This window comes from Burkholderia pyrrocinia, from assembly GCF_022809715.1.
Classification (GTDB): Bacteria; Pseudomonadota; Gammaproteobacteria; order Burkholderiales; family Burkholderiaceae; genus Burkholderia; species Burkholderia pyrrocinia_C.
Window position 1 is genome coordinate 447,580 of record NZ_CP094459.1, and the last position, 26,514, is coordinate 474,093.

General features: G+C 64.8%; 19 protein-coding genes. 15 read left to right on the top strand and 4 right to left on the bottom strand.

Annotation, left to right across the window (positions count from 1 at the left end; all coding sequences use genetic code 11):
• The first annotated feature begins 39 nt into the window (after nucleotides 1–39).
• The 15 genes from MRS60_RS02100 to MRS60_RS02170 all read left to right on the top strand — a co-directional run bounded on the left by MRS60_RS02100 (nucleotide 40) and on the right by MRS60_RS02170 (nucleotide 19,291).
• The gene (locus MRS60_RS02100) at nucleotides 40–687 is read left to right on the top strand and encodes a tetratricopeptide repeat protein (RefSeq protein ID WP_243565146.1); all 648 of its coding nucleotides are present in this window, start codon (nucleotides 40–42) and stop codon (nucleotides 685–687) included.
• A 47-nt stretch (nucleotides 688–734) separates the two neighbouring features.
• Nucleotides 735–1,250: a type VI secretion system contractile sheath small subunit gene (gene tssB, locus MRS60_RS02105; protein ID WP_006484395.1), complete on the top strand. Its 516-nt coding sequence runs from the start codon at nucleotides 735–737 to the stop codon at nucleotides 1,248–1,250.
• Between the two features lie 15 nt (nucleotides 1,251–1,265).
• Nucleotides 1,266–2,756, top strand: a complete 1,491-nt coding sequence (tssC, locus tag MRS60_RS02110; protein WP_039320274.1) for a type VI secretion system contractile sheath large subunit — start codon at nucleotides 1,266–1,268, stop codon at nucleotides 2,754–2,756.
• A gap of 70 nt (nucleotides 2,757–2,826) precedes the next feature.
• Nucleotides 2,827–3,330: an Hcp family type VI secretion system effector gene (locus tag MRS60_RS02115; protein WP_006477093.1), complete on the top strand. Its 504-nt coding sequence runs from the start codon at nucleotides 2,827–2,829 to the stop codon at nucleotides 3,328–3,330.
• A 62-nt stretch (nucleotides 3,331–3,392) separates the two neighbouring features.
• Entirely contained in the window at nucleotides 3,393–3,878 is a 486-nt protein-coding gene (gene tssE, locus MRS60_RS02120; protein ID WP_034183677.1) for a type VI secretion system baseplate subunit TssE, read from the top strand.
• Nucleotides 3,879–3,954: 76 nt separating this feature from the next.
• Nucleotides 3,955–5,790, top strand: coding sequence for a type VI secretion system baseplate subunit TssF (gene tssF, locus MRS60_RS02125; protein ID WP_105392229.1), 1,836 nt, complete (start codon nucleotides 3,955–3,957; stop codon nucleotides 5,788–5,790).
• Nucleotides 5,754–6,854 carry a type VI secretion system baseplate subunit TssG gene (gene tssG, locus MRS60_RS02130; protein ID WP_034183679.1) on the top strand — a complete coding sequence of 367 codons (1,101 nt, stop codon included), beginning with the start codon at nucleotides 5,754–5,756 and terminating at the stop codon, nucleotides 6,852–6,854. The genes tssF and tssG overlap by 37 nt, the downstream gene beginning before the upstream one ends.
• A gap of 44 nt (nucleotides 6,855–6,898) precedes the next feature.
• On the top strand, nucleotides 6,899–9,568 hold the full coding sequence (gene tssH, locus MRS60_RS02135) for a type VI secretion system ATPase TssH (RefSeq protein WP_243565147.1): 2,670 nt from the start codon (nucleotides 6,899–6,901) through the stop codon (nucleotides 9,566–9,568).
• A 44-nt stretch (nucleotides 9,569–9,612) separates the two neighbouring features.
• Nucleotides 9,613–10,734 (top strand): type VI secretion system protein TssA, encoded by a 1,122-nt coding sequence (gene tssA, locus MRS60_RS02140; protein WP_243565148.1) that lies wholly within the window; start codon nucleotides 9,613–9,615, stop codon nucleotides 10,732–10,734.
• 67 nt (nucleotides 10,735–10,801) lie between these two features.
• Nucleotides 10,802–13,360: a type VI secretion system Vgr family protein gene (locus MRS60_RS02145; protein WP_243565149.1), complete on the top strand. Its 2,559-nt coding sequence runs from the start codon at nucleotides 10,802–10,804 to the stop codon at nucleotides 13,358–13,360.
• On the top strand, nucleotides 13,360–14,409 hold the full coding sequence (locus MRS60_RS02150) for a DUF4123 domain-containing protein (protein ID WP_243565150.1): 1,050 nt from the start codon (nucleotides 13,360–13,362) through the stop codon (nucleotides 14,407–14,409). The genes MRS60_RS02145 and MRS60_RS02150 overlap by 1 nt, the downstream gene beginning before the upstream one ends.
• A complete protein-coding gene (locus MRS60_RS02155) occupies nucleotides 14,369–15,217 on the top strand; it encodes a DUF3304 domain-containing protein (RefSeq protein WP_131947069.1) in 849 nt (282 codons plus the stop codon). The genes MRS60_RS02150 and MRS60_RS02155 overlap by 41 nt, the downstream gene beginning before the upstream one ends.
• Complete coding sequence (locus tag MRS60_RS02160) at nucleotides 15,214–16,050, top strand: hypothetical protein (RefSeq protein WP_243565151.1); 837 nt, start codon at nucleotides 15,214–15,216, stop codon at nucleotides 16,048–16,050. Before MRS60_RS02155 ends, MRS60_RS02160 begins: the two co-directional genes overlap by 4 nt.
• A 132-nt stretch (nucleotides 16,051–16,182) precedes the next feature.
• A complete protein-coding gene (locus tag MRS60_RS02165) occupies nucleotides 16,183–17,019 on the top strand; it encodes a DUF3304 domain-containing protein (RefSeq protein WP_034183684.1) in 837 nt (278 codons plus the stop codon).
• Entirely contained in the window at nucleotides 17,012–19,291 is a 2,280-nt protein-coding gene (locus tag MRS60_RS02170; protein WP_034183685.1) for a phospholipase effector Tle1 domain-containing protein, read from the top strand. Before MRS60_RS02165 ends, MRS60_RS02170 begins: the two co-directional genes overlap by 8 nt.
• Before the next feature lie 93 nt (nucleotides 19,292–19,384).
• Here MRS60_RS02170 and MRS60_RS02175 read toward each other — a convergent pair whose 3' ends face one another.
• From MRS60_RS02175 to MRS60_RS02190, 4 genes are all read right to left on the bottom strand, one after another.
• Complete coding sequence (locus MRS60_RS02175) at nucleotides 19,385–20,335, bottom strand: OmpA family protein (RefSeq protein ID WP_243565152.1); 951 nt, start codon at nucleotides 20,333–20,335, stop codon at nucleotides 19,385–19,387.
• 4 nt (nucleotides 20,336–20,339) lie between these two features.
• On the bottom strand, nucleotides 20,340–21,329 hold the full coding sequence (gene tagF, locus MRS60_RS02180) for a type VI secretion system-associated protein TagF (RefSeq protein ID WP_034183687.1): 990 nt from the start codon (nucleotides 21,327–21,329) through the stop codon (nucleotides 20,340–20,342).
• On the bottom strand, nucleotides 21,326–25,276 hold the full coding sequence (gene tssM / locus MRS60_RS02185; RefSeq protein WP_243565153.1) for a type VI secretion system membrane subunit TssM: 3,951 nt from the start codon (nucleotides 25,274–25,276) through the stop codon (nucleotides 21,326–21,328). Before tssM ends, tagF begins: the two co-directional genes overlap by 4 nt.
• A 301-nt stretch (nucleotides 25,277–25,577) precedes the next feature.
• The gene (locus MRS60_RS02190; protein ID WP_131947073.1) at nucleotides 25,578–26,423 is read right to left on the bottom strand and encodes a M15 family metallopeptidase; all 846 of its coding nucleotides are present in this window, start codon (nucleotides 26,421–26,423) and stop codon (nucleotides 25,578–25,580) included.
• Nucleotides 26,424–26,514 lie beyond the last annotated feature (91 nt).

Here is a 26,514-nt window from a genome sequence, read left to right on the forward strand (position 1 = left end):
CTCAACGATTTTAAAACTCACGCGCCGGTGGATATAACGATGAAAGACCGTCTCTTCGCAAAACTGTCTGGGGTAGTGCTGGCTTGCGGCGTGATCGCCGGCTGTGCGAGCCAGTCGACCACGCCGCCGAGCGCCGAGGTTTTCAACAAGTCGCTGGCCGATGCGGACGCCGTTGCGAAGTCGGGTGATCAGGACAAGGCCCTCGGCCTGTACCAGCAGCTCGCGAAGTCGGATCCGACGCGCGAGGAGCCGTGGTCGCGCATCGCGCAGATCCAGTTCGCACAGAACCACTACGGGCAGGCGATCGTCGCCGCCCAGGAAGCGCTGCAGCGCGATGCGACCGACCGTCAGGCGAAGAGCGTGCTGGCCGTCGCCGGCCTGCGGATCGCGACGCAGTCGCTCGGCGAATTGCGCCAGGATGCGTCGCTCGCGGGCGACGCGAAGTCGGACGCGCAGACGCTCGCGAAGCAGCTGCGCGACACGCTGGGCGAATCGGCGCTGTTCCCGCCGGAGCAGAAATCGCAAACGAAGAAGATCCGCCGCCCGATTCACCGCCCGAAGGTGGCAGCCGGCGCGGCGGCAGCAGCGGACAGCGGCGCCACGACGCCGCCTCCGCCCCCGCCGACGTCGAGCGGCAGCGCGCCGCAGAAAGGCGGCGCCGACCCGTTCAGCGCGCTGCGCAACTGACGCGAAAGCAACTGACGCGAAAACCACAACTAACCTGGGAGCCGTCGATGGCCAAGAAAGAAAGCATTCAGAAAAGCTTGCAGAAAATACGGCCGCCGCGCGTCCAGCTGACCTATGAGGTCGAGAAGGGCGACGCGATCGAGGTGAAGGAGCTGCCGTTCGTCGTCGGGGTCGTCGGCGATCTGGCGGGCCAGTCCGAAATCGAGCAGCCGAAGCTGCGTGACCGCAAGTTCGTCAATATCGACCGCGACAACTTCGACGACGTGATGAAGGCGATCGAGCCGCGTGCCGCGTTCCAGGTGGAAAACCGCCTGAGCCCGGAAGGCGGCAAGTTCGCGGTCGACCTGAAGTTCCGCTCGCTGTCGGATTTCAGCCCGGACGAAGTCGTCGAACAGGTCGAGCCGCTGCGCCGCCTGCTCGAGGCACGCTCGAAGCTCGCCGACCTGCGCAACAAGCTCGCCGGCAACGACAAGCTCGAGGATCTGCTGTCCGAGGTGCTGAAGAACACGCAGCAGCTGCAGGAGCTCGCGAAGGGCACCGGCGGCGACAAAGACGGCGAATGACGACGGAGTGTTGAGATGAACCAGCAAACGGCTGCGGCCCAAGCCAGCGGCGCGGAATACGCCGCCGGGACCTCGTTGCTCGACGACATCGTCGAGAAGAGCAAGGTCGCGAAATCCGATTCCGAACATGCGCGTGCGAAGGACCTGATCGGCGAACTCGTGCACCAGGTGCTCGACGGCACGGTGATCGTGTCGGACAACCTGTCGGCCACGATCGACGCGCGCGTCGCGGAACTCGACCGCCTGATCTCGACGCAGCTTTCCGCGGTGATGCACGCGCCGGAATTCCAGCGCCTCGAAAGCACGTGGCGCGGGATGGATTACCTGGTCAAGGAAAGCAATACGGGCCAGACGATCAAGATCAAGGCGCTGCACGCACCGAAGCGCGACCTCGTGCGCGACTTCAAGGGTGCGAGCGAGTTCGACCAGAGCGCGCTGTTCAAGAAGGTCTACGAAGAAGAATTCGGCACGTTCGGCGGCTCGCCGTTCGGTGCGCTGATCGGCGATTACGAGATCTCGCGCCAGCCGGAAGACATGTACTTCATCGAGCAGATGTCGCACGTCGCGGCGGCCGCGCACGCGCCGTTCATCGCGTCGGCGTCGCCCGAGCTGCTCGGCCTCGAGTCGTTCTCCGACCTCGGCAAGCCGCGCGATCTCGGCAAGGTGTTCGATACCGTCGAATACGCGAAGTGGAAGTCGTTCCGCGACGCCGAGGATTCGCGCTACGTCGGCCTGACGCTGCCGCGCTTCCTCGGCCGCCTGCCGTTCAATCCGAAGGACGGCCAGACCGCGGAGAACTTCAACTTCGTCGAGGACGTCGACGGCACCGAGCACGACAAGTACCTGTGGTGCAACGCCGCGTGGGCGTTCGCTGCGCGCCTGACGGCCGCGTTCGACGACTTCGGCTGGTGCGCGGCGATCCGCGGCGTCGAAGGCGGCGGCCTCGTCGAGGACCTGCCGACCCACACGTTCAAGACCGACGACGGCGAAGTCGCGCTGAAGTGCCCGACCGAGATCGCGATCACCGATCGCCGCGAGAAGGAGCTGAGCGACCTCGGCTTCATCCCGCTCGTCCATTGCAAGAACTCAGATTACGCCGCGTTCTTCGCTGCGCAGTCGGTGCAGAAGCCGAAGAAATACAGCACCGACAGCGCGAATGCGAACGCCGTCCTGTCCGCCCAGCTTCAGTACATCTTCTCGGTATCGCGCGTCGCGCACTACCTGAAGGCGATGATGCGGGACAAGATCGGCAGCTTCGCATCGGCGCAGAACGTGGAGACTTTCCTCAACCGGTGGATTTCGCAGTACGTCCTGCTCGACGACAACGCCTCGCAGGAACAGAAAGCGCAATTCCCGCTGCGCGAGGCATCCATACAAGTGTCGGAGATTCCGGGCAAGCCGGGCTCGTATCGTTCGGTCGCATTCCTGCGCCCGCACTTTCAGCTCGACGAACTCTCGATTTCTCTGCGACTTGTCGCTGATCTGCCCAAACCGGCAAATTCATAAGCGAGTAAATCGCCCGGGCGGGCCGCCTGGGTAGGACGTTAAAACCACCTCTTTGGGGAGTCGAAGGGCCATGTTACATATGCACTTGCAGTTTGGTAGTCCGGCGGTGAAGGGCGAATCCGCGGACAAAGACCATCAGGGCTGGATCGAACTGAAATCGTGGGATCACTCGATCGTTCAGCCGCGTTCGGCAACCGCATCGACCGCTGGCGGTCACACGATGACGCGTTGCGAGCACGGCGACATGATTTTCACGAAGGAAATCGATTCGTCGAGCCCGCTGCTGTACCAGCACGCTTCGGGCGGCACCACGTTCGACGAGGTGACGGTCCATTTCTCGCGCGCAGACGGTGAAGGCAAGCGCGTGCAGTATCTGGAAGTCAAGCTCAAGTACGTGATCATCTCGAGCATCGCCCCGAGCGTTCGCGAAGAAGGTCTGCCGCTCGAGACGTTCTCGCTGAAGTACGCGGCCGTGCAGTGGAAGCAAACCCAGCAGAAGATCGGCGGCAACCAGGGCGGCAACACGCAGGGCGCCTGGAGTCTGACGAAGAACGACAAGACCTACGCGGTCTAAGGTCGGTTGCGGCAACGGGGCGCACGGCGTCCCGTTGCCGTTTTCGTAGTTCATACCGGCCGATGAAACGATTCGAACCCAGTTTTCTCGACAAGCTGTTCGACGACGAACCGCACCTGCCGGCCTCGGCAGCGATGCGGCAATTGTCGCTGGACGAGCTCAAGACCACGGTCGCCCGCGACGTCGAGGCGATCCTCAACACCCGTATCGCGCACACCGAGAACGAGCTGGCCGCGCTGCCGGAATGCCAGAAATCGGTGCTGACCTACGGGCTGAACGATTTCGCGGGGCTGAGCCTCGCGAGTCACTACGACCGCGCGTTCATCTGCAAGTCGATCCAGCAGGCCATCGCGCGCCATGAGCCGCGCCTGCAGCAGGTACAGGTGACGTTCGAGCTGAACGAGCAGGCGACCAATGCGCTCTACTTCGCGATCCAGGCGCTGCTCGTCGTGCACCCGGCCGAGGAGCCGGTGAATTTCGACGCGATGCTGCAGCCGTCGACGCTGCAGTACTCGGTCACGCGCGCACGCGCCGCGAGAATGCAGTAAATCAAGCCGCCGAGCGGGCCGGACCGCCCGGTGGTCGATCAGGTCCGGCAGGAAATATTGAGGTTCGGGGTCGTCGATGGAAGAATTGCTGCCGTATTACGAGCGCGAATTATCGTTTTTGCGGCGCTATTCGCGAGATTTCGCCGAACGCTATCCGAAGATCGCGGCGCGGCTCGCGTTGTCCGGCGAGCATTGCGAGGATCCGCACGTCGAGCGGATGATCGAGTCGTTCGCGCTGCTCGGCGCGCGCATCAACAAGAAGCTCGACGACGACTACCCCGAATTCACCGAAGCGCTGCTGGAAGTGCTGTATCCGCACTACCTGCGGCCGTTCCCGTCGTGCTCGATCGCGCAGTTCACGCCGGCGTCGCCCGGCCAGCAGACCGAGCCGGTCGTGATCGGCCGCGGCACCGAGCTGAAGAGCCGCCCGATCCGCGGCGTGCAGTGCCGCTTCCGCACCGCCTACGACGTGACGCTCGCGCCGATCCGCATCTCGGAAGCGCGCTACACGCCGGTCGCGCTCGCGCCGAGCGCGACGGTGCTGCCGTCCAACGCGACGGGCGTGATCTCGATCACGTTCGAGTCGCTCGCTGCGCAGCTCGATCTCGGCGCGCTGAAGGTGCCGACGCTGCGCGCGCATCTGCACGGCGAGCAGTCGTTCGTCGCCGCGCTGACCGACTGCCTGTTCGTCAACGTGCTCGGCGCGTATGTCGAGCCCGAACGCAACGGCCGCTGGACCGCGCTGCGCAAGCTGCCGATCGAGCAGGCCGGCTTCGACGAAGACGACGCATTGATCGATTACCCGGCGAAATCGCATCCCGCGTATCGCCTGCTCACCGAATACTTCGCGTTCCCCGACAAGTTCGATTTCGTCGATTTCGACCTCGCGGCGATCGCGCGCGCGTCGGGCCGCTGCCAGCGCGCGACGCTGCATCTGGTGCTGCAGGACGTGCGCAGCGATTCGCACGTCGCGCGGCTGCTCGAGCTGCTGACGGCAAGCCACTTCCGGCTGTTCTGCACGCCGATCGTCAACCTGTTCCGGCAGCACGGCGAGCCGATCCGCATCACGCACCGCGCGGTGTCCTACCCGGTGATCGCCGAGGCGCGCCGCGCGTTCGCGTACGAGGTGTACTCGATCGACTCGGTGAAGCTCGTCAGGCAGCAGGCGCATGAGGAATCGGTGATCGAGTTCCGGCCGTTCTATTCGCTGCATCACGGCGAAGCGGCGCGGATCGGTCACTACTGGTTCGCGCGCCGCAACGACTGGGTCGCGCAGAAGAGCCCCGGCTACGAAACCGAGATCTCGATCGTCGACATCGACTTCGAGCCGACGTCGCCGCAGACCGACACGCTGAGCCTCGACCTCACCTGCACGAACCGCGACTTGCCGGCGATGCTCGCGTTCGGCCTCGAAGGCGGCGACCTGTTCCAGGAAGGCGGCGCGCAGACCAGCGGCATCTCGATGCTGCGCCGCCCGACGCAGAGCGTGCGCTTCGAGCGCGGCCGCGCCGCGCACTGGCGGCTCGTGTCGCACCTCGCGCTCAATCACGTGTCGCTGGTCGCGCACGGCCTCGCGCCGCTGAAGGAAATGCTGACGCTGTACGACCTGCGACGCACGGCCGTGTCGATGCGCCAGATCGACGGCCTCGCCGGCATCGAGCAGCGCGGCGCGGTGCAGTGGCTGCCCGGCAAGCCGTTCGCGACCTTCGTGCGCGGCATCGAGATCCGCCTGACGATCGACGAGGAACACTTCGTCGGCGCGAGCCTCGCGTCGTTCGTGCGCGTGCTCGACAGCTTCTTCGGGCTTTACGTCCACCTCAACAGTTTCGTTCAACTAGTCGTCGTGTCGAAACGCACCGGCGAGGAGATCATCCGATGCAAGCCCCGGACCGGCGAATCGATCCTGGCGTAGTCGACGCGCTGCTCGACGAGCCGCACCGCTTCGAATTCTTCCAGGCGGTGCGCGTGCTCGAAGGGCTGTTCGCGCGGCAGGCGTCGGATGCCCCCGGCGCATGGCGGCAGGGCGATGTGGTCGCGCAACGCATCGAATTCCGCAACACGCTGTCGCTCGGTTTTCCGCCGAGCGAGATCGAGGGCGCGCGCTCGTTTGGCGACGACGGCACGCTGCTCGATTCGGGCGAGCAGCGCGGTGCCGCGCTCGCGGCCGGCGAGCTCGGCCACGTCGAGCTGACGCCCGCGTTCTTCGGGCTGCTCGGCGGGCAGGGCGCGCTGCCGCTGCACTACACCGAGCAGATCGTCGCGCGCGAGCACCTGAAGCGCGACCACGCGGCGCGTGCGTTCTTCGACGTGTTCTCGAACCGCGCGACCGCGCTGTTCTATGCGGCGTGGAAGAAATACCGGCTGCCGTTCCACTACGAGCTCGACCGCGACGAGCGCTACCTGCCGCTGCTGCTCGCGATCGCGGGCGTGCCGAGCGACGAGGTGCGCGACAGCCTCGCGGCCGGCGCGGGCGGCGTGCTCGACGAAGCCGTTGCCGGCTACGCGCTGGCCGCGCGGCACCGGCCGATGTCGGCCGCGTACCTGCAGCGCACGCTGTCCGACTATTTCCGCGTGCCGGTGAAGATCGACCAGTTCGTCGGCAAGTGGTACGACGTGCCGCCCGACCAGTTGAGCGTGCTCGGCGAGGTCAACGCGGTGCTCGGCGCGACGGCGCTGGTCGGCGAACGCGTGTGGCAGCGCGACATGCGCGCGCGGATCGTCGTCGGCCCGCTGTCCAAGCGCGACTACGAGGCGTTCCTGCCCGGCGGCGCGCACGCCGTCGCGCTCGAACGGATGCTGACGCTGCTCGCCGGCGTCACGCTCGAATACGAGGTGAAGCTGGTGCTGAAGCGCACCGAGGTCGGCGCGAGCGTGCTCGGCGCGGGCTCGCGGCTCGGCTGGGACGCGTTCCTCTGCACGCGCGACGCGATCGAGGATCGCTCGGACGCCCGCTACGAACTGCACGTGATTCACTGATTCCTAACGACAACAAACACGCAATCGAACCTGAGATCGACGCCATGAGCACGCCTCTGAAGACCCTGATCACGAAACTGAACCCGCTGTGCCGGCACGCGGCCGAGCGCGCGGCGAGCGCGTGCCTGGCGCGCGGCCACTACGAGGTCGATCTGGAGCACCTGTTCCTCGCGTTGCTCGAGGAGCCGGCGGGCGACCTGCCGCTCGCGCTGCGCGCGAGCCGCGTCGATCCGCATGCGCTGCGCGCGGATCTCGAGCGCGAGCTGACGCGCCTGAAGACCGGCAACACGCGTACGCCGGTGTTTTCGGTGCACCTGATCGCGCTGTTCGAACAGGCGTGGCTGATCGCATCGCTCGATTCGCAGCTCGGCCGCATCCGTTCGGGGCACCTGCTGCTCGCGCTGCTGACCGCGCCGGACCTCGCGCAGTTCGCGCAGCGGATGTCGTCGCAGTTCGCGGAAGTGAACGTGACGGACCTGAAGCACAAGTTCGACGAGATCGTGGCAGGGTCGAGCGAAGCCGAGCCGCGCCAGGCCGATACCGACGACGGCGGCGTGGCGCCGGCCGTCGACGGTGCCGCGCCCGCAGCCGGCCCGTCGAAGACGCCCGCGCTCGACACGTACACGACCAACCTCACGCAGCGCGCGCGCGACGGCAAGATCGATCCGGTGATCGGCCGCGAAGCCGAGATCCGCCAGGCGATCGACATCCTGATGCGCCGCCGCCAGAACAATCCGATCATGACCGGCGAGGCCGGTGTCGGCAAAACCGCGGTCGTCGAGGGCCTCGCGCTGCGGATCGCGGCCGACGATGTGCCGCCGCCGCTCTCCGGCGTCGCGCTGCACGTGCTCGACATGGGGCTGCTGCAGGCCGGCGCGAGCGTGAAGGGCGAGTTCGAGAACCGGCTGAAGAGCGTGATCGACGAAGTGAAGAAGAGCGCGCATCCGATCATCCTGTTCATCGACGAGGCGCACACGATCATCGGCGCGGGCGGCCAGGCCGGCCAGAACGATGCGGCGAACCTGCTGAAGCCGGCGCTTGCGCGCGGCGAGCTGCGCACGATCGCCGCGACGACGTGGAGCGAATACAAGAAGTACTTCGAGAAGGACGCGGCGCTCGCGCGGCGCTTCCAGGTCGTGAAGGTCGAGGAGCCGAGCGAGCCGCTCGCGGCCGCGATGCTGCGCGGCATGTCGGGCCTGATGGAGAAGCATTTCAACGTGCGGATTCTCGACGACGCGATCACCGAGGCCGTGCGCCTGTCGCACCGCTACATCAGCGGCCGCCAGCTTCCCGACAAGGCGATCAGCGTGCTCGACACCGCATGTGCGAAGGTCGCGCTCGCGCACAGCGCGACGCCGGCCGCGATCGACGACACGAAGAAGCGCATCGAGCGGATCGACGCGGAAATCGCGTCGCTGGAACGCGAGGCAGCGGGCGGCGCGCCGCACGACGAGCGGCTCGGCGAGCTGCGCGGCGCGCGCGACACGGCGCTGGAGCAACTCGTAAAGGACGACGCGCGCTACGAAGCCGAGCGTGCGATCGTCGCCGAGATCACCGAATTGCGTGACACGCTCGACAAGGCGCGCGGCCCGTCCGAGGACGGCCAGCCGGTCGACGTGCAGGCGACGCGCGACAAGCTCGCGGAGCGCGTCGCGGCGCTGCACGCGCTGCAGGGCGGCGAGCCGATGGTGCCGCTGCAGGTGGATGGCCACGTCGTCGCCGAGATCGTCGCCGCGTGGACGGGCATTCCGCTCGGCCGGATGGTGAAGGACGAGATCGACACCGTGCTGAACCTGCAGCCGCTGCTGACCGCGCGCGTGATCGGCCAGGACCACGCGCTCGACGCGATCGCGCAGCGCGTGCGCACCGCGACCGCGAACCTCGAGGATCCGAACAAGCCGCGCGGCGTGTTCATGTTCGTCGGGCCGTCGGGCGTCGGCAAGACCGAGACGGCGCTCGCGCTGGCCGACATCCTGTACGGCGGCGAGCGCAAGATGGTCACGATCAACATGAGCGAGTACCAGGAAGCGCACAGCGTGTCGGGCCTGAAGGGCTCGCCGCCCGGCTATGTCGGCTACGGCGAGGGCGGCGTGCTGACCGAGGCCGTGCGCCGCAACCCGTATTCCGTCGTGCTGCTCGACGAGGTCGAGAAGGCGCACCCCGACGTGCTCGAGATGTTCTTCCAGGTGTTCGACAAGGGCACGATGGACGACGCGGAAGGGCGCGAGATCGATTTCCGCAACACGCTGATCATCCTGACGTCGAACGTCGGCTCGTCAGCGGTGATGCAGGCGTGCCTGAACAAGCCGGCCGAGGAGTTGCCCGATCCGGACGCGCTCGCCGAGACGCTGCGCCCGCAGTTGTACAAGACGTTCAAGCCCGCGTTCCTCGGCCGGATGAAGGTCGTGCCGTACTACCCGATTTCCGACGACGTGCTGGCCGAGATCATCGAGCTGAAGCTCGAGCGGATCCGCCGCCGGATCGACGCGAACCACAAGGCCGCGTTCGAATGGGACGAGTCGCTCGTCGAGGCAGTGCTCGCGCGCTGCACCGAGGTCGATTCGGGTGCCCGTAACGTCGACCATATCCTGAACGGCACGCTGCTGCCGGAGATCGCGGGCCACGTGCTCGGCCGGATCGCCGACGGCGCGGCCATCGCGCGCATCGCGGTGCGCGCGGACGAGGCGGGCGAATTCGCCTATACGGTCGAATGAGCCCCCGCGCGCGACATCTGATGCATCAACGGATTCACTGAACCATGCCGATCAATCTCCCCGACCTGCTGACGCCGATCAGCGATGCGTCGCCCAGCGGCGACGACCTGCTGTTCTCGAACGAATTCGACGCGATCCAGGACGCGCGGCGCTACGACGATCCGACGCTCGACCAGGGCGAATGGGTGACCGAGATCAAGGAGGCCGACTGGGGCTTCGTCGTCGACCATGCGGGCGAGCTGCTGCGCACGCGCACGAAGGACCTGCGGCTCGCCGTGTGGCTGACCGAGGCGCTCGCGCTCGAGGACGGCGTCACCGGCCTCACCGAAGGCTATGCGCTGCTCGAGGGCCTGTGCCGCGAGTTCTGGGACACCGTGCACCCGCTGCCCGAAGGCGACGACACCGAGTACCGGCTCGGCAACGTCGCGTGGCTGGCCGGCCGCACGGCCGAGCTGCTGCGCGCGGTGCCGTTGACGGACGGCGCGTCGAACGCGTTCAGCACGCTCGACTGGGAAGTGGCGCAGCACGTCGCGCAGTCGATCAAGCGCGACCCCGAACACGCGGACGACATCGCGCGCGGCAAGCCGTCGATCGACCAGATCGATGCGTCGCGGCGCGTGACGTCGATCGCGTTCTACACGGCGCTGCTGGCGAACCTGAAGGCATTCGAATTCGCGCTCGACGCGTTCGAGGAGCGGCTCGTCGAGCGCGCGGGCGATTCGGCGCCGAGCTTCCGGCAGGCGCGCGACGCGTTCGAGACCGTGTACCGGCTCGCCGAGCGCTTTGCGCGCGAGCAGGGCTATACGGGCAGCGCGCCGCACACGCAGGCGGCGCAGCAGGCGCAGCCCGAGCGCATCGAGCCGGTGTTCGGCAATTCGATTCAGACCGAGGAGACCCACGTGCAGTCGCAGACCGCTTTGCGTCCTCCGGTGACGCAGATGATCGCCGGCATCCAGAACCGCGCGCAGGCCGTCGACCAGTTGCGTGCGGTGGCGCGTTATTTCCGCCAGACCGAGCCGCACAGCCCGGTCGCGTACCTTGCCGACAAGGCGGCCGAATGGGCCGACATGCCGCTGCACAAGTGGCTCGAGAGCGTCGTGAAGGACGACGGCTCGCTGTCGCATATTCGCGAGCTGCTGGGGGTGAGGCCGGACGAGCAGTCGTGAGCGGCTGCCTGTTGACCTGAGAGCGCGTGCCCGGCGGGCTCGCGGCAGACAAGAACAGGATTGACGCATGAACGTGAGCGAACTGGCACAGGCGATTCGCGGTGGCCTGATTCAGCAGGACCGCCTGCTGAAGGTGGACATTCCGTCGTTACCGAACAATGCGCTCGTGCCGCGTCGGGCCGTGACCCGTTCCGAACTGGGGCGCGATTTCAGCGTCTCGCTCGATCTCGTTTCCACCGCGAGCGACATCGAGCTCAAGACGCTGATCGCGAAGCCGATGACGCTGTGGATCCAGCAGGCGAACCAGTCGTATTTGCCGATCAACGGTTATATCCATACGGCGCGCAGGCTCGGCGCGGACGGCAGCCTGTCGAGCTACCAGCTGACTTTCGCGTCGTGGATGCACTTCCTCAAGTTCCGCAGCGACATGCGGTACTGGCAGGACCAGAGCGTCGACGCGATCCTCGCCGATGTGTTCGACGCGCATCCGCAGGCCAAGGGGTGGTATCAGTTCGCGCTGTCGAAGCCATTGCCGTCGCGCTCGTACTGCCGTCAGAGCGAAACCGACTGGAACTTCGTGCATCGCCTGATGGAAGACGAAGGGCTGTTCGGTTTCTGGCGGCATAGCGAGGACGGCAACGCGCACACGCTCGTCGTGACCGATGACCTGCATGCCGTCGATGAACTGTCGCCGAAAACCGTCAGGTTCGACCACTCGGGAACGGGTAGCGAAACCGCCGGCTTCACGCAATGGGCAGCGTCGCGGACCTTGCAGAGCACGTTGCATACGACGCGTACGTTCGACTATAAGTCGCCGTCCTCGCCGGGCAACCCGAACGGCACGACGTTGCCGACGAAGGCCGGTCAAGGGGATCTGCCGGGCCAGGCCGAAATCTACGAATACACCGGCGCGTATACGTATGCGGGCCAGGACCGCGGCGAACATCTGTCGAAGATTCGCCTCGAAGAATGGGAGTCGCGTGCGAAGCGCTTCTTCGGCGTGGGCGGCGTGCGCGGGATCGACGCCGGCCGGCGCTTCACGCTGGCGGATCACCCCGAGCACGACCGCGATGCGGCGCAAGACCGGGAATTCGCGGCATTGAAGGCGTCGCGGTACATCGAGAACAACCTGCCGATCTCGGACCACGAAGCGAATTTTCCGCACAGCCTCCAGGATCGGCTTGCGCAGGTGAAAGCCGGCCACGGTGAGGCGGCCGCATTCGAAGTCGGGCATGACGACGGTTCGGCCGGGTTCTATCTCGTCGAAGTCGAAGCGCAACGCGCGGCCGTGCCGTATCGCAGCCCGCTCGAACATCGGAAGCCCGCGATGCAGCTCGAAACGGCCGTCGTCGTCGGGCCGAAGGGCGAAGAGGTCTACACGGACGCACTGAACCGGATCAAGGTCATGTTCGTCTGGGACCGGCAGAGCGACGGTCGCGAAAACGCGTCGTGCTGGGTGCGCGTCGTGCAGTCGGATACCGGCGGCGGTTATGGTGGCGTTCATATTCCGCGGGTCGGCGAGGAGGTGATGATCGGCTACATCGGCGGGGACTGCGACCGGCCGATCGTGATGCATCGCGTCTACAACGGCGCCGCCAAGCCGCAGTGGCATAGCGACGGAATCCTGTCGGGCTTCCGGTCGAAGGAGTATGCGGGATCGGGTCACAACGAGATGGTGCTCGACGACGCGACCGGGCAGAACCGGGCGCGCCTGTTCAGCAGCAGCGCGAATTCGCTGCTGCATCTCGGCTATCTGATCGAACAGAGCGGCAACACGCGCGGCGCGTATCTCGGCTCGGGTTTCGACCTGCGCACGGATGCTTACGGTGCGGTGCGTGCGGCACAAGGGCTGTATGTCACGACGCATCCGAAGCAGGCGAACAGCCAGCCGCTCGATGTGAGCGAAGCGCAGCAGCAGCTCGCCAATGCCGACGGGTTGCTCGAGTCGATGTCGCAGATCAGTGAAATGCATCAGGCCGAAAGCCTCGGTACCGGGCACGATGCGCTGAAGCAATTCACCGATGCCACGAAGAACAGCGTGGCGGGGGCGTCATCGGGCGGCAGGACCGCCGGCGGCGGGACGGGGAGTGCGAATGCGTTCAAGGAGCCGGTGATGCTGTTCGCGAGCCCGGCGGGGATCGGGATGGCGTCGCAGCAGTCGGTGCACCTGTCTGGCGATCAGCAGGCCAATATCGTCAGTGGCCAAAGCACCTTCATCACCAGCGGGAAGTCGTTGATCGCCGGTATCAGGGATCGCATCAGCCTGTTTGCCCAGAATGCCGGGATCAAACTGTTCGCGGGCAAGGGCAAGGTCGAGATTCAGGCGCATGCGGACAGTATCGAGATGACCGCGCAGAAGGTCGTCAAGATCGTGTCGTCGACCGAGAACGTCGACGTGGCCGCCAAACAGGAGATCCTGCTGACCTCAGGCGGCGCGTACGTGCGGATCAAGGGCGGCAACATCGAGATTCACGCGCCGGGGAAGATCGACATCAAGGGCGCCCAGCACGCATTCAGCGGCCCGACAAGCATGCCGTATCCGCTGCCCGCCATGCCGGGCGGCACGTGCAAGCAATGTGTGCTGAATGCGCATAGCGGGCGCGAATCGATGGTCGAGGCGGATTGATGGGTGACGTGAGCAACATCGGCAACGCGGGCGATGGGAGCGATGCAGCCGACATGAGCGAGGCCGTCGACGCCGCGCCGAATCCGCGGGAGCCGGAATGGCCGGCATTTCTGGAGGCGCTGAAGGCGTCGCTGACGGGCGAGACCAGCGAGGGCCGGCCGATGCGACTGTACGCGATCGTCGATACGCGCGGTTATCAGGAGCTGGATACGCAGCTCGTGACGGTGCACGGCCTGCGCTACGCGTCGCTCTGGACGGATACCGGTCTCGACGCCTATACGGATATCGCACCGTACCTGATTGCCTTCGACCGCCAGGCACTCGACGACGAGGGAGGCGAGCAACATCGGCTGCTGCGTCAGCTGTGGCTGGATGCGGTCGATCTGCACGCGGTGACGTGGCTGTGGTCGACGTGGTCGTTCGATGCGCTCGATGCGCATCTGCGCAGATATGTGAAGTACGCGCTGCCGAACGGTCGCGCGTATTACCTGTTCTTCTTCGACAATCATGTATTCGGACGGCTACGGCTGGTGTGGAGCGATACGCAGGCGCAGCAGTTCGCTGCGCCGTTCGGCGAGATCCGCTATCGCAATCGGCGGCTTGAGGAAGTCGTGTGGCGCAACGATGCGCCGGCGTCTGCCGGGGCCGCGCAGGCAGGCGATGTGCAGGGCTTGAGCGAAAAGCAGCATGCGCAACTGATCGAACTCGGCTATCCGGACAAGCTCGTGCTGAAGTTTCGCGAGACGATGGCGGCGGCGGTCGATCACCTGTCCGATGGCGAACTGTACGAGCAGGTTGTCGAGCAACTCGATCGCGCAGCGGGGCACGGGATCTCCGGCGAAGCGGAGCTGCTCTGCTACGTGGTGATGGGCGTGCAGGTTGCACCGAAGTTCGACGAGCATCCGGCGGTCAAGGCGAGCCTCGAAGCGGCGTCACGCGGGGAAACCGGCGTCGACACGGCGCTGATGGCGATCGACGATGCGACGTGGGATGCGATTCGCGATGCGCATGAGCGGGAATTGCTGGAGGCGCGCGGTGGCGTGGCGTAGGTCGGTGCTGGCGGTGGGCCTGGTTGCGGTGGCTTGGAGCGCGTGCGGGAAATCGGAGCCGGTGTATAGCGGGATTTCGGTGATCGCTCACAACTATCTGCCGTACAACCTGGATGGATTTACGATCAGCGATGCTTACGGAAACAAGGCGGGTGGTGGGAATAGCTTGCCGGGTGGCGGAGGGGGAGTGACTTGTTGCTACAAGCTCCAAGGTACTGAGTTCACGGTCAAATGGAACTATGTCGACGTCGACCAGTGGCACAAAGGTAACGAGGAGACGCTTCACGCCGAGGCAAAGGTCGTAATGCCGCCATCGCAGGCACCGGAGAAGGTGGGCGATCGAATTATCGAGGTTCATTTTTACCCCGATCGTCACGTCGAGCTGCAGTTTCCCGGCGCACTGATGGATGCGTCACGCATTCCGATGATCAATGTGTCACGTTGGATGTCGAGCCACTATCAGGCGCAGTTGAGCAAACGATACGACGAGCGTGACGATCAGCAGTTTCGCCGCATTGTCCGCGTGGTAGCGATGGCATGGTTGAAATACCGCCTCACCGATCTCGACGATCTGCAGCAGTACGCGTACTACAACCTACTCGTGAACAGCCGGTTCGATGCGCATCCTGAGGTTCAGCGCGTCCTGCAGTCAACCACCGGCAAGCCGGGGATGTTCGCGAAGTCGATGCAGTCGCTGCCGAAGCGCGTGTTGTCCGTGTTGGCAAACGACGAGTTCGAAGCGGCGGCGGTGCCGGCGATATCCGATGGCTTGCTGCCACCGCCGCATGCGGCGGATGTAGAGCAATGAGATTGCCGATTCTGGTGAGTCGTGTTCTGGCAGGGGGCTTGCTCGCGGTGGCCGTGACTGCATGCGGGAAGTCGGAACCGACATACAGCGGGATTTCCGTCATTGGCCGGAATTATCTGCCGTACAACATGAGTGGCTTCACCATTACCGATGCATTTGGAAACAAGGCGAGCGGAGGTGGCGACGACCCACCGGGAGCGGGGGGCGGTAGCGTGAAATGTTGCTACAAGCTCAAGGGCACGGAATTTTTCGTCAAGTGGAACTACTACGATGTCGACCAATGGCACAAAGGGGACAAGCAGATGTTCCACGGCGAGACGAAAGTGTCGATGCCGCAGTCCCAGTTGCCCGACGAGGTGGGTTCCCGAATTCTCGAAGTGCATTTCTTCCCGGACCGGCATGTCGAGTTCCAGCTTCCCGGCAAGATCCTTGACGATTCACGCCTGCCGATAGTCGATGTCGTGAGATGGATGAAGCAGTATCAGGCGCAACTGGACAAGCGATACGACGAACGCGAAGACCAGCAGTTTCGTCGTATTGCCCGTATCGTTGCGTCTGCGTGGTTGAAATACCGTCTGACCGATCGTGACGATCTGGAGCAGTACACGTACTTCGGTTTGCTCGTAAACAGCCGATTCGATGCCCATCCCGGGGTTCAACGCAGCTTGCAGACGGCGGCCGGTCAGCCGGGTGCGGTCGCGAAGGCAATGCAATCGCTGCCGAAGAATGTGCTGTCCGCGTTGACGAGCAACAACTTCGAACCCGTGACTGTCCCGCTGATTCCGGACGGCTTGCTGCCGCCGCCGCGTGCGGAGGCGGCGCGGCATAGCTGATTGCGTCGGGAGCGGTTCGGGCAATGAGAGGCGGAGGCGCCTGACGACACAGGTGAGCGATACCGATGCAATCGATACGTCGGCAGGGCATGCTGGGCAATATTCGGAAGGAAAACATCAGTGAATAGAGCAATGAGATTTTCGAGTCTGATGAGTCGTGTTCTGGCAGGGTGTCTGCTCGTGATGGCCATGGCGGCATGCGGCAAGTCGGAGCCTACATACAGCGGGATTTCGGTTATGGCCCAGAACTATCTGCCCTATAACCTGGATAAATTCACGATCACCGATGCTTATGGCAACAAGGCTAGCGGCGGTGGCGACAGCATGCCGGGTGGCGGTGGGGGCGTGACTTGTTGCTATCAGCTCAAGGGGACCGATTTCACCGTCAAATGGGACTACTACGACGTTGACCAGTGGCATAAGGGGGACGAACAGACGTTTCACGCCGAAGCAAAGGTTGCGCTGCCTCCGTCAAAGGTTCCGGAGAATGTGGGCACCCGAATTCTTGCGGTTCATTTTTATCCGGATCGTCACGTTGAGCTTCAGTTTCCCGGCGCGCCGACGGATGACTCGCGTATTCCGATGATTGATGTGTCTCGCTGGGTTGCGAGTCACTACCAGGGGCAGTTGAACAAGCGATACGACGAGCGCGAGGATCAGCAGTATCGTCGCATTGCGCGCATTGTCGCCGCTGCGTGGCTGAAATACCGGCTAACCGATGTCAACGATCTTGAGCAGTACGCGTATTTCGATCTACTCGTGAATAGCCGATTCGACACGCACCCCGAGGTCCAGCAGATACTGAAAACTACCGGTAGCAAGCCCGGTTCGTTCTCGAAGTCGATGCAAGCGCTGCCACAGAGCGTTTTGTCTGAACTGAAAAGCGATAAATTCAAGGCGGTTGCGGTGCCGGCCGTTCCCGTGGGGCTCTTGCCGCCGCCGCGGGCAGAGGAGAAAAACCATGGCTGAGAAAATCAAGCTCGACCCGGACGATACGACTCCAACATCGGTGTACATACAGGTTGCCCGCCAAAACGCGACCATGTATCCGAAGGGCGATTGCCTGCCGTGCGGAGCAACGATACGCATGGGATTCTTCTTTGATGCATTTGGCCGCAATCGTGACATTGACGATTCGGCGAGCTCTCAGTACTCGAACATTTCGCGGCTCTGGGAAGCACATCGTGAAATGAAGGACGAGCGACGGCCTGTGAACCAGTTCTGGTATCGCTACTATTACTCGGGCCTGGGTACACCGCTGAACAACGACAGCGATACCGACGCTGTGGGCAATGCAGTCAAGGCTGCAGCCATGATAGGGGCGAAGAAAGCCGTTGGTGCTGCAAAAAAGATTGGCGAGTCATATGCGCGAGTCAAGGCGCCGATTGATCAGGCCGACCTTGGCAAGCGCGCCAAGGCGGCGGGGATGGAGATTCTCGGGGGGGACTTTTCATTCCGGCCAATCGAGAAAGCATTCGAGGATTTCCGCAAGGATATCGAACGCATTCCCGCACAGGCACGGCGCATCACGAACGTGCTGAACGCGTCGCCGGAACGACTCTGGGAACGGACCAAGGCTACCGGCAGGCTACTGTGGCGCAACGCCAAGAATGACGCCAAGGCTAATATCAGGGGTAACCCGATCAAGACGGCATTGGCGGTTGCACGCGGCCTTTTCGTCGGACTGGTGATGGAGAATGTGCCGATCGCACGTGACAACGCGGTCATGGCAGAAGTCTTCGGAACGGGCGTCGATACCCGCCTTATCGCTGCGAAAAAACAGTTCGAGGCTGCATACAAAGAAGTGAAACAGAAGATGCCAAAGATCCGCGTCATTGAGGTATCGGTGTTCGGCGCGGATCGCGGCTGCGTACTGGCTCGGGCGTTCGTCAACGATTTGGCAGAGAAGTACAAGCGCAGGGACGATACAGATCTGGCAATCGACGGCGTCTCCATTCAAATCAAGTTTGTCGGTTTATTCGACGCAGTTTCGTCGATCATGTCGGAAGAGGCTGGCGAACTGATCGGAATGGTGCCTTATATGGGCCTGATCAAACCAAACTATAAAGACCGCCACCTTGGCATACCCGCGAGCGTGCAGCGCTGTGTTCATTTCGCTGCTGCTCATGAAATGCGTTTCTATCAGCGCCTTGACAGTCTGGAAAAGACGCGCGGCGAGCAGTTTCTTTATCCTGGAACGAGTTGCGATGTCGTTGGCGGTGCGGTGAGTGGTTCGCTCGGTCTGAATGCGGAGCTGATGAGGATACCGCTTCGCGACATGCTGCTGGAGGCACTGAAGGCCGGTGTGGCGATAGACATGATGGAGGATCTGTACCTCCATAAGCGAAAGACCTTTGACAAGTTTTCGATCGCTCACCCCATCAACTGCGACGGCAAGCAATACCGCATCAAGCAACTCGTCGACGCCTACCGCGCACTCATCCCTCGCAAACCTGGTGTCGATTTCGTCGAGCACTCGAAAGTATTCCTGCGCTGGATTGCCGTCCGCTACCAGGACCCCGAGTTCCGTCGCACGATGTCCGATCCGGTTGCCGACTGGAAGCGAAACATGTCCGACGCCGACCTGCAGCGCAAGACGGCGAAGTCTCAGCTCGACTGGGAACTGCAGCGGCAAGGCATCAACATGAGCATGCTGGCCAGCCGCAGCCAGGCCGACCAGGCGACGTTGCGCGGAATGAAAGCGGCCAGCGACGCGGCGCAGAAGCGTTACGAGAAGCTGATCGCGGAAGCACCGAAGGACTACACGACCGTGTGGGAGCGACTTCACAAGGAGTCGGAAAAGATGCTGCGCCGCGCGTCCCTTCAGGACGGCCTGCGGCAATCTGCGGAGCGCATCCGCAACATGCCGGATTCGTGGGATTCCAACAACAAGGCGAGCGCGGATGCGGTCGAGGCGTTCATGCTACCCGAAGCCCAGATGGAGCTCGTGTCGGCCTGGAAGGAAGGGATCGACGGCAAGCACCCGCTTCCGCCGGACGTGATGGCGCTATTCGACATGCTCGTCCACGATACGTTGCTGACGAGCTGGCAGGACCACGTGCTCGCGCCGTCGCTGTACTTTCGCACGCGGGACAAGGACGAATTCGGCTCGTCCGATATCGAAAAGGAAGCAAAGAAGCGCAAGAAGGACGATCTTGCAGCCGCGCGTATCGACCAGGCTGCCAAGCAAAGCCAGGAGTGGGCGAGGGGCTACAAGGGGGGCGCAACCCCCACCCATTGAGGGCCGTTCACTGCAAAAGAAAACGGGCGGCGCATCGCTGCCGCCGCCCGTCGTGTGCCGTGCTGCCCCGCAAAGGAGCAGCCGATCGATCCGTTACTGCCCCACCCGGAACTCGATCCTCCGATTCCGCGCCCTTCCATCCGCCGTGTCGTTCGGCGCGATCGGCTGATCCGGCCCGACGCCCGTCGTCGTCATCTGCTGCGGCGGGATGCTCTTCGTGATCAGGTAACCCTTCACCGCGTCCGCGCGCGACTGGCTCAGCGCGATGTTCGACGTCCGGTTCCCCGAGTTGTCGGTGTGGCCGATGATGTCGACCGTGCGGTTCTGCATCTTCGCGAGCGCGGCCGCCATCTGGTCGAGGATCAGCTTGCCCTGCGGCGTCAGCGTCGCGCTGCCCGTCTCGAACTCGATCGTCCGGTTCGCGAGCGTCTGGTCGAGCACGCCCTGCTCGGATGCCGACACGCGCAGCCCGTTCTTGATCGTGTAGGTCGGGTTCAGCGTGTTCGCCATGTCGCTCGCGAGCTGCTGGCGCTGCGCCTCGTTGTGCACCTCGCCCTTCATCTCGATCTGCGTGCCGTTGATCTTCAACTGCCCCTTGCTGATCTGCTTGAGCTGCGCGCCGAGCAGCTTCTGCACGTTCGCGCTCCAGTTCGGCGGCGTCGCGACGTCGCCGACCTCGATCTGGTCGACGACGTTCGCCGCGCCGTAGGTATCGCGCAGCTTCTGCAGCACGGCGGCCTTGGTCGCCTCGTCGGGCACCTTGCCGCCGGCGACGACCTGGCCGGGCGCTGCGTTCGCGGGCGGCGGCGTGATGGTGCCGGCCGTGCCGTGCACCACCGTGCCGGACGCGGTCGCAGGCGCGGCGCCGGGGTTCGGGTTCGACGACGGCAGTGCGGTCGTCGCGACCGAGCCGTTGCCGACCGGCGTGACGGTCGCGCCGGTGTTCTGCGCGAAGGCTGCGCCGCTGGCAACGAGGCCGGCGGCTAACAGAGCGGCGAGGGCGGGCGACAAGCGCGGGCGCCGGGCGTGAATCGTGCGATGCATCCCGTCAGCCTCCGATGAACGCTTCGCGGAACGCGTCGATCGCGACGCGCAGCGAGAGTTGCGGTTGGTCGAGGTAGCTGACGAGCTTGCTGATCTGGTGATCGTTTTGCGCATGGGCGTCGATCCACTCGGGATCGTCGATGTCGATGTTGTGGGCGGCGTAGGTCTGCGGATCGACAACGCTCAGCAGCGTCTTCGCCGACGCGCCGTTGAAGCCGATGATCAGGCGTTCGCGTTCGGCGATCGAGCCGATGAAGATCGCGAGCTCGAAGTCGGCCTGCGCGACGAACGGCGCGATCAGTTCGAGCCAGAACGCGGCGACGAGGCTGCGATAGAACGGATCGACCGGCAGCGGCAGCGTGAGGCCGCGCTCGATGTGCGACGAGCCGCTTTGCATCACCGGCCGCAGCAGCGAGCCGAGCGCGAGCATCGCGCCGCGCAGCCGCACGGGGTGGCCGCTTTCGAGCAGCATCTGCTGCAGGCCATACAGCGACTGGTGTTCGACGAAATCGTTGAAGGTGCCGTCATGCGACGTGCCCGGGCCGCCGACGTCGATCGGCACCTGCGTGTCGCCGAGCGCCTGCAGCGCGCCGGGCGGCTCTTCCTTGCCGAGCAGCGGCGGGATCTGCGTGGCGACGCGCGACCACAGCCGCGCGAACGCGAGCGGGCTGCGCGCGAGGAACGCGAGCGGCCGGTCGACCTCGAGCGCGGTTGCGCCGAGGAACGGGAAGCGGCGCATCGACACGTCGTGGCTCGCGACCATGTGGCCCGCGATCGCGAGCTTGCTGCGCGAGCCGAGGAACGCGAAATGCATCGGCTTCGCATCCTCGTAGACGAGCTTCCAGCGCGGGTCTTCCGCGAGCAGTTCGAGCGCCTGCGCGATCCAGCGATCGAGCGTCTGCAGCAACTGCGGATTGTGCGGGCTCTTCACGAAGTCGCCGCGCGACGGAATCTTGCCGAAGTAGGCGATTTGCGCCTGTACGGTTTGCGTCATTGCGCCCCCTGTGCATTCGTTGCGTTGGCGGCCGCGATGGCCGGCGCTGCGCCCGGCGTGCCCGTGCCGGACTGGGTCGCGTTCTGCGCGGCGCCCGCGCTCGCGTCGGCGACCGACGACGGCAGTTGCAGGCCGCGCAGGCTCTGCTGCTGCGGCTGGTCGCCGCCGCCGCCCGTCGGTTGCGACGTGCTGATGATGCGCATCGTCACCGACACGTTCACGCTGCCCTGCACCCACGTCAGGTCGAAGGTGCCGTCCGGACGGCGCTTGCGCTGCGCCGAGTTGATCAGCTTCTCGAGGCCGTAGCGGCCCGGCTCGTTGACGAGCTGCACCGTGCGGCCGTCGAAGGTCGTCGCGGACAGCGTCGCGCCCGGCGAGCCCTGCGGGTTCGGCCACACGAAGTTGGTCCACTGCGGCGGCGTGTTGCGGTAGCGCAGTTGCTGCCCGTCGATCGCGATCGTGTATTCCGTCGTGCCCGTGCTCGGCTGCGGCAGGATCTGGAACACCGTCTGCGGCTCGGACGCCGCGGCCGCGCCGCCTGCCGCCCCGCCCGCGAGCGGGGCGACCCAGCGCGCGAAGCCGTTCGTGAAGTCCGGCGTGAGCCCGATGCCCATGTCGCCCCACGTGCGGGCGGCGAGCGTGTCGCCGCGGCGCACCGCGAGCGGCCCGAGCGTCGTGCCGACGAACTTCGCGATCGAGCCGTCCGGACCGAATACCTGCGCGATCTCGCCGGCGCCGGCCTCGACCTTCGCATTGGCCGCGAACGGGTACTTCGTCGCGAGCGAGTTCTGGAACGGCTGGTAGACCTGCGCGTTCCACACCTTGTTGACTTCGGCGCTGGCCGGCTGGATCACGACCGCGAACGCCTGCATCAGCGGCCGCACGAGCAGCGGGCGCAGCGACTTGCGTTGCGAATCGGTGAGGCCCGTCAGCATCTGCTCGTCGACGAGCTTCAGCGACTCGGCGAGTTCCGAACCGTTGCCGTCGAGCGTCTGCTGCATCAGCTGGCGCGCGCCGGGGCCCGGGTCGCCCTGGTTCTTGATCACGTTGAAGCGGGTCCGGACCTTCGACAGCGAATCCATGTAGCCCTTGAGCATCGACGTGCCGTCATGCGTCGCGACGATCCGCGCGAGCCCGATGAACTCCTGGCCGACCGGACCCATCGGCACCTCGGCCGGATTGCCGTTGATGTCGATGTTGGCGGCCGCCACCTGGCCGGCCTGCGAGCGCGAGAACAGTTGCTTGACCCAGTTCACGACGCCCGTCTGCGCCTTCTTGATCGCCACGTTCGCGAGCGACGGGTTGTCCCACGACGTCTGGTCGTACGCGGTCTCGAGGATCTTGCGGATCGGCGAATCCTGCGGGTCGCCGAGGCGGTTCATCCCGTCGACGGCCTGGCCGAAGCTGCTGAAGCCCTGCACCGCGATGCCCTGCATGAACTTCTGCCAGTGCTGCGCGTACTCGGTCTTGTACATGCCGACCAGCGTCTTCTGGATTTGCTCGGGGCTGCCCTCGAGCGTCAGGTCGTCCTGCGTCGACGTGTTCAGCACCCAGTCCTTCGCCTGCAGTTCCTTGGTCGCCGCGTCGCGGATCGCCGGCTGCACGTAGTCGAACCACGCTTCGCGCGTGAACGTGCCCGGAATCGCGTAGCTGCCGGCCACCAGCCCCTGGTTGCCGTCGCCGACGATGCGCGCGATGGTCATCGGCGCGAAGCGGGTCGACGCGCGCGCCTTGATTTCCTCGTAGACGCGCTGGCGGGCCGGCATGCCGCGCACCACGCGGCGCAGGTTCTCGCGGGTCTGGTCGACGAGCGCGAGGTTCGCGTCGATCATCGGCCAGTCGTTGTCGTTCACGCGGGCGAGGTAGAACGAGATCATGCGCTCCGCGCTCTTGATCATCTCGTCACGCGGCATGTTGCCGCGATTCGTCTCGAGCCAGCCGCGCCAGAAGCGGGCGAGCTGGTCGGTCAGGTGCGCCTGCTCGACGTGGCGCTTGTCGGACAGCATCAGGTACGTCTTGAGCGCGTTGTACGCGTCCTGCACGTTGGTCGGCGACGCGTCGCTGTAGAGGCCGCCCTGCGGCGCGGCCGGCTGTTGCGGCGCGGCGGCCGGCGCGGTGCCGGACGCGGCCGGTGCGGCGCCTGCCTGCGGTGCTGCGCCCGCCGCGTTCGTCGAGACCGGCATCGTGCCGCCCTGCACGGCGCCCGATTCGGGCGGGCGGGTCATCGGCACGAGCTGCTCGGGGTGCGCGTTCACGTCCTTCATGAACGACGCGAGGTTCTGCGACACGGGGGCCAGCAGGATCTGGCGCACGCCGTTGTAGTACTCGGTCAGCAGGTGCTGCTCGAGACGGTCGCCCTGGTACAGGCCGAGCGACACCGACAGTGGCTTGTCGCGGCGGAACTGCTCGAGCTGCTCGATCCGGTCTTCCAGGATGTCCATCGCCTGCAGGCGCGACTGCAGGTCGTTGCGGCCCTGCTGCAGGCGCGTGACGTTGTCGAGGTCGGCCTGCACGTTCGAGACCAGCTGCTGGTTGCCGATCGTCGACCAGGTCCAGCCGCCGAGCGCGAGCGCGAGCGCCGCGACGAAGCCGAAGAAGGTCGCGTAGCGCAGCCGCGTCTTGGTCGGGCTGGCGAACTGGCGCACCGTCTGGCGGTCCGCGAAGATCACCTTTGAGAACAGGTCGCGCAGGAAGAAGCCGTTCTTCGAGAACGCGCTGTGCGGCTTCGGCAGCGCGGTTGCGTCGAGGCCGAAGCGGTGCGCGATGCGCTGCGCGGCCGCGCTGTTGGTTTCGCCTTCCTGCAGCGCGCTGGTGAAGTAGAAGCCGCGGAAGATCGGCTTGTACTGGAACGGGTTGTTCTCGAACAGCGTCGCGAGGAACGCGCGCAGCGACGGCTTGATCGTCGAGAATTCGAGCGGGAAGCTCAACTGGCCCGGCGACAGCTGGTTGCCGCGCGACAGCGACAGCTGCGCGACGCTGATCTCCTTCAGCCCTTCGTAGAGTTCCTCGAAGTGCGTGTCGAACTGCGCGACCACGTCGCGCTTGTCGTCGGGCTCGTAGGGCAGCGTGGCGCCCCACACGCGGTCGTACTCGTGCTTGTCGCTGCTGCTGAAGAATTCGGTGAAGCCGGTGATCAGGTCGGCCTTCGTGAACATCACGTAGACCGGCGCGAACACCTCGAGCTTTTCCGTCAGCTCCTGAACGCGCTGGCGGAGGTTTTTCGCGAGGTTGATCGCGAATTCGGGGCGGTTGCCGGTGAGTTCGGCGATGCTCGCGGTGACGATGATGCCGTTGATCGGCGCCTTCGGGCGATAGCGCTTGAGCAGGCCGAGGAAGCCGAGCCACTCGCTGCGGTCTTCCTCGTGCACCGAATAGCGGCCGGCCGTGTCCAGCAGGATCCCTTCGGTCGTGAAGAACCAGTCGCAGTTGCGCGTACCGCCGATGCCGTGGATCACGGCGCTGTTCTTGTCCGCGAACGGGAACTGCAGGCCGGAATTGAGCACGGCGCTGCTCTTGCCCGCGGCCGGGTTGCCGATCACGATGTACCACGGCAGTTCGTACAGCGCGGAGCCGCCCGAGACCTGGCCGATCTTCGACGTCTTGATCGTCTTCACCGCGTCCGACAGGCGCGTGCGCAGCACGTCGAGGTCGGCCGTCTTCGCGTCGGGCGCGAGCGCGGCGGCGGCGGCGGCGGGTGCGGCGATCTTGCCGGTTTCCGCCTGCTCTTCCAGCACCTGGCCGAGCTGCTGGTTCGCGCGCTTCACGCGCCAGCGGCGCCACAGCGCGACGACGAGCCACAGCGCGAGGATCGCCGCGAACGCGATCGCCGCCCACAGGAGCGGCAGCTGCAGCATGTCGGCGACGATGAAGAGGATGGCCGCTAGCGCGACGATCCCGACGATCGAGAGCGTACGCGGATGAGTCAGCACGTTGAGGATGCGTTGCATAGGACGTTCAGGTTCCGGTGCGATTCGGTGAGGCGACGCAGGCGCGCCGAGCGGCAAGGGTGGCGCCGCGATGTGTCGCCATGCTGTCAAACGGGATGAAGGGGGCCGGCATCAATGCGCCCGCGGCATCGGAGAAGGCGCGCGCATTAATGAAAGGACGCTGTGAGATTTAAAACGGAAGCGGCGGCCGCAAAAAATCGCGCACCGGAATGCCCGATTTTTTGCGTCGCCCGTATCGTTTCCTGCCGGGATATTAAAAAGCCCCATGCCGCCCTCATTATTTCCTGTCCGGCAGCCCTGGCTAGCTGCCGCGTCCCAGTTTAAAACCGGGTTTATGGTATTCCACGTGCCCGAGATCCATCATTTTCCAGCGGCCCCCCCAGGTCAGGCCGACCTGCTCGGCGACCTGGCCGTACAACTGGTAGCCGCGCATCGCCCACGGATCTTTCTCGGAAATGACCAGCTTGCCGTCGCGCAGGAATGCATTGTCGGCCGCCAGCCCGAATTGGTGATAACTCTGGAAGGCCGCCGCATTGGTCACGTTGCTGCCCATCTGCGCCAGCCGGTTTTGCCGTTCCGGGCTCCGGTAACCTTCCAGCAGCGCCATTTCATAACCGTATTGTTCGTGCATGATCTTGTAGACCAGCAGCAAACGCGTACGGAAATCCGGGTCCAGCAGGTTCCAGTCGCGGCTCGCATCCTTCAGCGCCGGGCGCACCTGTTCGACTTCCCGGGTGGCGAAGACTTCCGGCGGCAGCGGCGGAGGCGGCACGAGCTGTTCGCCCTGCAGCAGCGCGGCGATCTTCTCGTCGGGCACGCGCGCCGTGTCGTCGTACTGGAACAATTGCCGGCCGCGTAACGCAATGGCGACCAATGGCGGCGTCGCAAGAATACCTGCCGATACCGTAATCATCAAGCGCCGCCGAACCAGTAAATTTTGCACATCGTTTAATGCGCCGCGCGTAGCGCTTGCCGATTTAACAATCTGACTCCGCGTACGCGTGGCGCGATCGTTCGCACGGCGCGTAAGACGGCCGTGAAACTGGGCGACGGATTCGAAAACCGTCGCGCGGATACCCGGTAAAAGCAACAGTGCCGCAACCGCGACGGCAAGGGCGAAATAGGCGACGAGTGCGACGGCAATCAACGAAATCCCCGGAAATTGGAATTGATTGTGTTTTGCAATGCTTGCTCTTAGAATCAGGCTGCTTTGAGAGGCCGGGCTATATTATCGCGGT

Coding starts and splice junctions, on each gene's coding strand:
- MRS60_RS02100 (WP_243565146.1), top strand. CDS start 40: ATGAAAGACCGTCTCTTCGCAAAACTGTCTGGGGTAGTGCTGGCTTGC.
- tssB (WP_006484395.1), top strand. CDS start 735: ATGGCCAAGAAAGAAAGCATTCAGAAAAGCTTGCAGAAAATACGGCCG.
- tssC (WP_039320274.1), top strand. CDS start 1,266: ATGAACCAGCAAACGGCTGCGGCCCAAGCCAGCGGCGCGGAATACGCC.
- MRS60_RS02115 (WP_006477093.1), top strand. CDS start 2,827: ATGTTACATATGCACTTGCAGTTTGGTAGTCCGGCGGTGAAGGGCGAA.
- tssE (WP_034183677.1), top strand. CDS start 3,393: ATGAAACGATTCGAACCCAGTTTTCTCGACAAGCTGTTCGACGACGAA.
- tssF (WP_105392229.1), top strand. CDS start 3,955: ATGGAAGAATTGCTGCCGTATTACGAGCGCGAATTATCGTTTTTGCGG.
- tssG (WP_034183679.1), top strand. CDS start 5,754: ATGCAAGCCCCGGACCGGCGAATCGATCCTGGCGTAGTCGACGCGCTG.
- tssH (WP_243565147.1), top strand. CDS start 6,899: ATGAGCACGCCTCTGAAGACCCTGATCACGAAACTGAACCCGCTGTGC.
- tssA (WP_243565148.1), top strand. CDS start 9,613: ATGCCGATCAATCTCCCCGACCTGCTGACGCCGATCAGCGATGCGTCG.
- MRS60_RS02145 (WP_243565149.1), top strand. CDS start 10,802: ATGAACGTGAGCGAACTGGCACAGGCGATTCGCGGTGGCCTGATTCAG.
- MRS60_RS02150 (WP_243565150.1), top strand. CDS start 13,360: ATGGGTGACGTGAGCAACATCGGCAACGCGGGCGATGGGAGCGATGCA.
- MRS60_RS02155 (WP_131947069.1), top strand. CDS start 14,369: ATGAGCGGGAATTGCTGGAGGCGCGCGGTGGCGTGGCGTAGGTCGGTG.
- MRS60_RS02160 (WP_243565151.1), top strand. CDS start 15,214: ATGAGATTGCCGATTCTGGTGAGTCGTGTTCTGGCAGGGGGCTTGCTC.
- MRS60_RS02165 (WP_034183684.1), top strand. CDS start 16,183: ATGAGATTTTCGAGTCTGATGAGTCGTGTTCTGGCAGGGTGTCTGCTC.
- MRS60_RS02170 (WP_034183685.1), top strand. CDS start 17,012: ATGGCTGAGAAAATCAAGCTCGACCCGGACGATACGACTCCAACATCG.
- MRS60_RS02175 (WP_243565152.1), bottom strand. CDS start 20,335: ATGCATCGCACGATTCACGCCCGGCGCCCGCGCTTGTCGCCCGCCCTC.
- tagF (WP_034183687.1), bottom strand. CDS start 21,329: ATGACGCAAACCGTACAGGCGCAAATCGCCTACTTCGGCAAGATTCCG.
- tssM (WP_243565153.1), bottom strand. CDS start 25,276: ATGCAACGCATCCTCAACGTGCTGACTCATCCGCGTACGCTCTCGATC.